At 69.2% G+C, this 4039-nt stretch carries 4 protein-coding genes; all 4 read left to right on the top strand.

Translation table 11 applies throughout. From position 1 onward, the window contains the following. Positions 1-266 precede the first annotated feature (266 nt). Positions 267-1394: a hypothetical protein gene (locus tag HR086_RS45270; protein WP_174468754.1), complete on the top strand. Its 1128-nt coding sequence runs from the start codon at positions 267-269 to the stop codon at positions 1392-1394. 151 nt (positions 1395-1545) lie between these two features. Beyond that, positions 1546-2835 (top strand): S8 family peptidase, encoded by a 1290-nt coding sequence (locus HR086_RS45265; protein WP_254626745.1) that lies wholly within the window; start codon positions 1546-1548, stop codon positions 2833-2835. 196 nt (positions 2836-3031) lie between these two features. Beyond that, positions 3032-3280 (top strand): hypothetical protein, encoded by a 249-nt coding sequence (locus HR086_RS45260; RefSeq protein ID WP_141642248.1) that lies wholly within the window; start codon positions 3032-3034, stop codon positions 3278-3280. A 9-nt stretch (positions 3281-3289) separates the two neighbouring features. Then, a complete protein-coding gene (locus HR086_RS45255) occupies positions 3290-3871 on the top strand; it encodes a ThiF family adenylyltransferase (RefSeq protein ID WP_174462845.1) in 582 nt (193 codons plus the stop codon). The last annotated feature ends 168 nt before the right edge of the window (positions 3872-4039 follow it).

The following is a 4039-nucleotide window of genomic DNA, read 5'->3' as shown; positions in this document are numbered from 1 at the left end:
CCCGGGAGAACAGCACCCCGGTGACGGACCCGCTGCTGCTGGCGAAGGTGAAGCGGGCACGGGAGCTGCTCGGCCAGCCCTTCGTCACCGACGAGGACCTCTGGCGACTGGAGCGAGAGGGACGATTCAAGGACCTCAAGGTCCAACGCGACACACCGTGAGCACGCTCCATCCACCGGGCGGGAGCGACCACTCCCGCCTGGCTGGCGACCACTGAGCGTCACGCGGGGGCTCGGGCCTGGAGGGCGTGATGTCCTTCCAAGCCCATGCCTCGCGCCCTCATCCGCACCCTGTCTCCGCTGCTGGTCCTGCTGATGTGGAGCACCGGCACCATCAACTCCGCCGCCGCGCCACCGGCCACGACGACGCCTTCCTCGACTGACCTGGACGTCCCCTCGGTCCAGGCACTCGAAGTCCTCGAGCAGCGAATCCTCGGGCTCGGCTGCGAGCCCAAGCTGTTGGGCGATGCGAACCGCCGCTTCTCCGAGGCCCAGCTCCTGTGTGCCGCGCACCTGTCCTTCATCCTCGTCCAGCTGTCGCTGGATGGCGCCCCCCTGCCAGAGACACCTCGACGCGTGAAGGCCCTGCTCGACGATGCCCTGACGAAAGGACGTGGGCCCTTCCTTTCCGACGGCAGTGCACGCGTGGAGGAACACCTCCTGCCCCACAGCGTGCTCTACCGAGGTTATGTGCTGTTGATGCTCGCGGGAATCGAGCGCGCGGGGCTGGCCGACCCAGCATCGACGGCACTCTTCGACGCCCTGGCCGAAAAGCTCGTGGAGGCACTCTCGCGGCAGCTCCTGCTGCCCTCGTTCGGCAAGTCCATCTGGCCTTGTGACAGCGCCCCCGCCGCCGCGGGCCTGTTGCTGCATGGGCGACTGCGCGGCAACGCCGCGTCTCTCGCCATGGGCGAGCGGCTCACGGCCCGACTGGTGGAGCTCGCCGCCCTGCCCTCGGGGTTTCCCACCCGGGTGAACGCCAAGGGGAAGCTCGTCGAGTCCACGCCGCGCGGCACCACGCTGGCGTGGACGGGCGCCTTCCTTGCCATGGGCTCACACCCCGCCGCGTCCACCTTCACCACCACCCTGGTGAAGGGCTACTGCGACCGTCCCGGAGGAGACCTGCTCCCCTTCGCCGCCTGCCGGGAATGGCCCCGGGGCGTGAAGGGCCGCGAGGACGCCGCGAGCGGACCGCTCCTGCACGGCGGCTACTCCGTGGGCGCCAGCGCCCTGGCCATCGCCGCCACCCGCCTCTCCCCGGAACACCGCGCCTGGCACCAGGACCTGCTCAATACCGCGCGAGAAATGGGCATCCGACCCATGCTCGAAAAGCCACACAAACACCCGCTGGAGACGGCGCTGTATTGGTGGGGAGCCAACGCTCGTCCCTGGTAGGCAATGCGCCCGCATGTCGGCGAACACCCAGGACGTTCAATGACGAACCGCTGTCTCATCCCAGAGGGCTAAATCAGGATTAAGCCGAATTTAAAGTCCATCCGTATCATTCCGCGTAACCCATTGCAGGGGATGAGACATGAATCGACGGATGACGAAGCTGACCCTGGCCATGGGTGGACTGGCGCTGCTGGGCGCCTGCTCGAGCAGCCGGCCGGCATGCAAGGACCCGTCGGCCACCGCCGCGCTCCTCGCGCCACCGACGGAGAAGTTCCTCACGGTCCGCAAGAACGTGCCGGGTGAGTACGTGGTGGTGCTCAAGGCGCCCGAGCCGGGACTGCAGGCGCTCGCCGTCACCCAGGCCACTCTGAACCTCACGCAGAAGTACGGCGGCACCGCTTTCGCGGTGTACGAGCACGCGCTGCGCGGCTTCGCCAGCCGGATGAGCGAGGACCAGGCGCGCGCCCTCGCCGAGGACCCCTCGGTCGCCTACGTCCAGGAGAACGGGGTGCTGTCCATCCGGGAGAGCCAGCCGAGCCCCACCTGGGGCATCGACCGCGTGGACCAGCGCACGCTGCCGCTGGACAAGCTCTACATGTACAACGCCACGGGGCTGGGGGTGCACGTGTACATCCTCGACACCGGCGTGCGGTTCTCGCACCGTGAGTTCGGTGGCAGGGCGTCTGTCGGGTTCGATGCCATTGGCGACAGCATGAAGGGCAATGATTGTCATGGCCATGGCACTCACGTGGCGGGAACGGCGGCGGGCAGCACGTATGGGCTGGCCAAGAACGCCACCGTGCACTCCGTCCGGGTGCTCGCGTGCAACGGCTCGGGCTCCACGGCCCAGGTCATCGCGGGCATTGACTGGGTGACGAAGAACCACCAGGCCCCGGCCGTGGCGAACATGAGCCTGGGCGGGGACTCGGACCCGGCCATCGACGAAGCGGTCCGCCGCTCCATTGCCTCGGGCGTCACCTACGTGCTCGCCGCGGGCAATGAGTCCGGCGATGCCTGCAAGCACTCCCCGGCGCGGACGGCGGAGGCCATCACCGTCGCCGCCACCGACACCAGCGACAAGCGCACGTCCTTCTCCAACTACGGCGACTGCGTGGACGTCTTCGCCCCCGGCAACATAATCACCTCCGCCTGGCACTACGGCGACAGGGAGTCGCGCGAGATGAGCGGCACCTCCATGTCCGCGCCCCACGTGACGGGGGTGGCCGCGCTCTGGCTGGAGCTGAACCCCAATGCCACGCCCGATACCGTCGCCAGCGCGCTGTTCGACAACGCCACGCTCGACAAGGTGCGCAGCCCCGGTGAGTGCACGCCCAACCGCATGGCCTATTCGGGCTTCATCGGCGCCGTGCCGGTGCTGCCTACCGTGAGCACGGAGCCCGCGACGACGCCGTCACCCGTGAGCGGCGAAACCTCGAAGTAAGCGTCCGGCCGCGAGGACCCCTCCCCCTCGCGGCCCCCGAGGGCCGGACTCCGTCATCACGACGGAGCCCGGCCCTCGTCTTTTCACGCAGCGCCTGTCCCGAGTCAGGACGCCCGGCGCGCCTCCGTCCCGCGAGGTGCCCGGCCGGCCGCCCTTTTCGCGGCCCCTGGCACGCGCGAGGAGGCGCGAGACGACCATGGCGACCCTGAACATCACCTATGACGGCATGTCCGCGGATGTGCCGGTGGAGCTGGACCGGCCGGTGTCGGACTCCGACGTGCGCCGCATCGCCGCGGAGCTGATTCGCGCGGGCGGAGTGCCGGGCCTCCATCTGGCCCACCTGCGCGACGACGCGTTCCAACACTTCGTCGTGGACAGGTTCCGGGGTGCGCGCGGCGACGAGCGCATCTACCTGCGCCCCAAGGTGCCCTTCGGGGCCCGCTGAGGAGCCGCCATGCGCATCCTCTTCTGCGGCGTGGGCGCCATCGGCTCCCAGGCGGCCCTCCTGTGCCGCAACCTGGAGGCCACCCTGGTCTTCGTCGACTTCGACCGCGTGGAGTCCAAGAACCTGCTCGCCCAGGCCCACGTGAAGCCCTCCGTGGGAAAGAACAAGGCCGAGGCCCTCAAGCTCCAGCTCCTCAACCTGCACGGCGTGAAGACGGAGTCCTTCGGCGTGCGCGTCACCCGCGACAACGTGGCGGCGTTGTGTGGTGGCGCGGACCTGCTGGTGGACTGCTTCGACAACCAGGACAGTCGCCAGCTCCTCAGCGACTTCGCCCGGGGGGCAGGCAAGCCCCTGGTGCACGGCGCGGTGAGCGCGGACGGGACGTTCGGTCTGGTCCGCTGGGACGAGCGCTTCGTCCCGGACGCGGAGGACACCGCGGGCCAGGCCACCTGCGAGGGGGGCGCGCACCTGCCCCTCCTCGGCTTGCTGGCCGCCACGCTCGCCCGCTCCGTGCAGGACTTCATCAAGCAGGGGGTGAAGCGGGACGCGTTGGTGAATCTCTCCTCCGTCGTCCCCACCACCCACCACTGACCCCGATTTGACGGGGACGGTGAGCGTCAAGGTAGATGTCACGTGAGAGGGTTCAGCCGATGCGCTTCAACTCCTGCACGGCCGGGGTGAGGTTCGGAGAGGGGCCGAGACGGACGGGGCCTGCTGGCGTCCAGTTGCGAGTGTCGCGGCTCCAGCGTTCGGGGTGAC

This window comes from Myxococcus sp. CA039A, from assembly GCF_013336645.1.
Taxonomy (GTDB): Bacteria; Myxococcota; Myxococcia; order Myxococcales; family Myxococcaceae; genus Myxococcus; species Myxococcus llanfairpwllgwyngyllgogerychwyrndrobwllllantysiliogogogochensis.
This window is presented reverse-complemented; position numbering and strand designations above follow the sequence as displayed.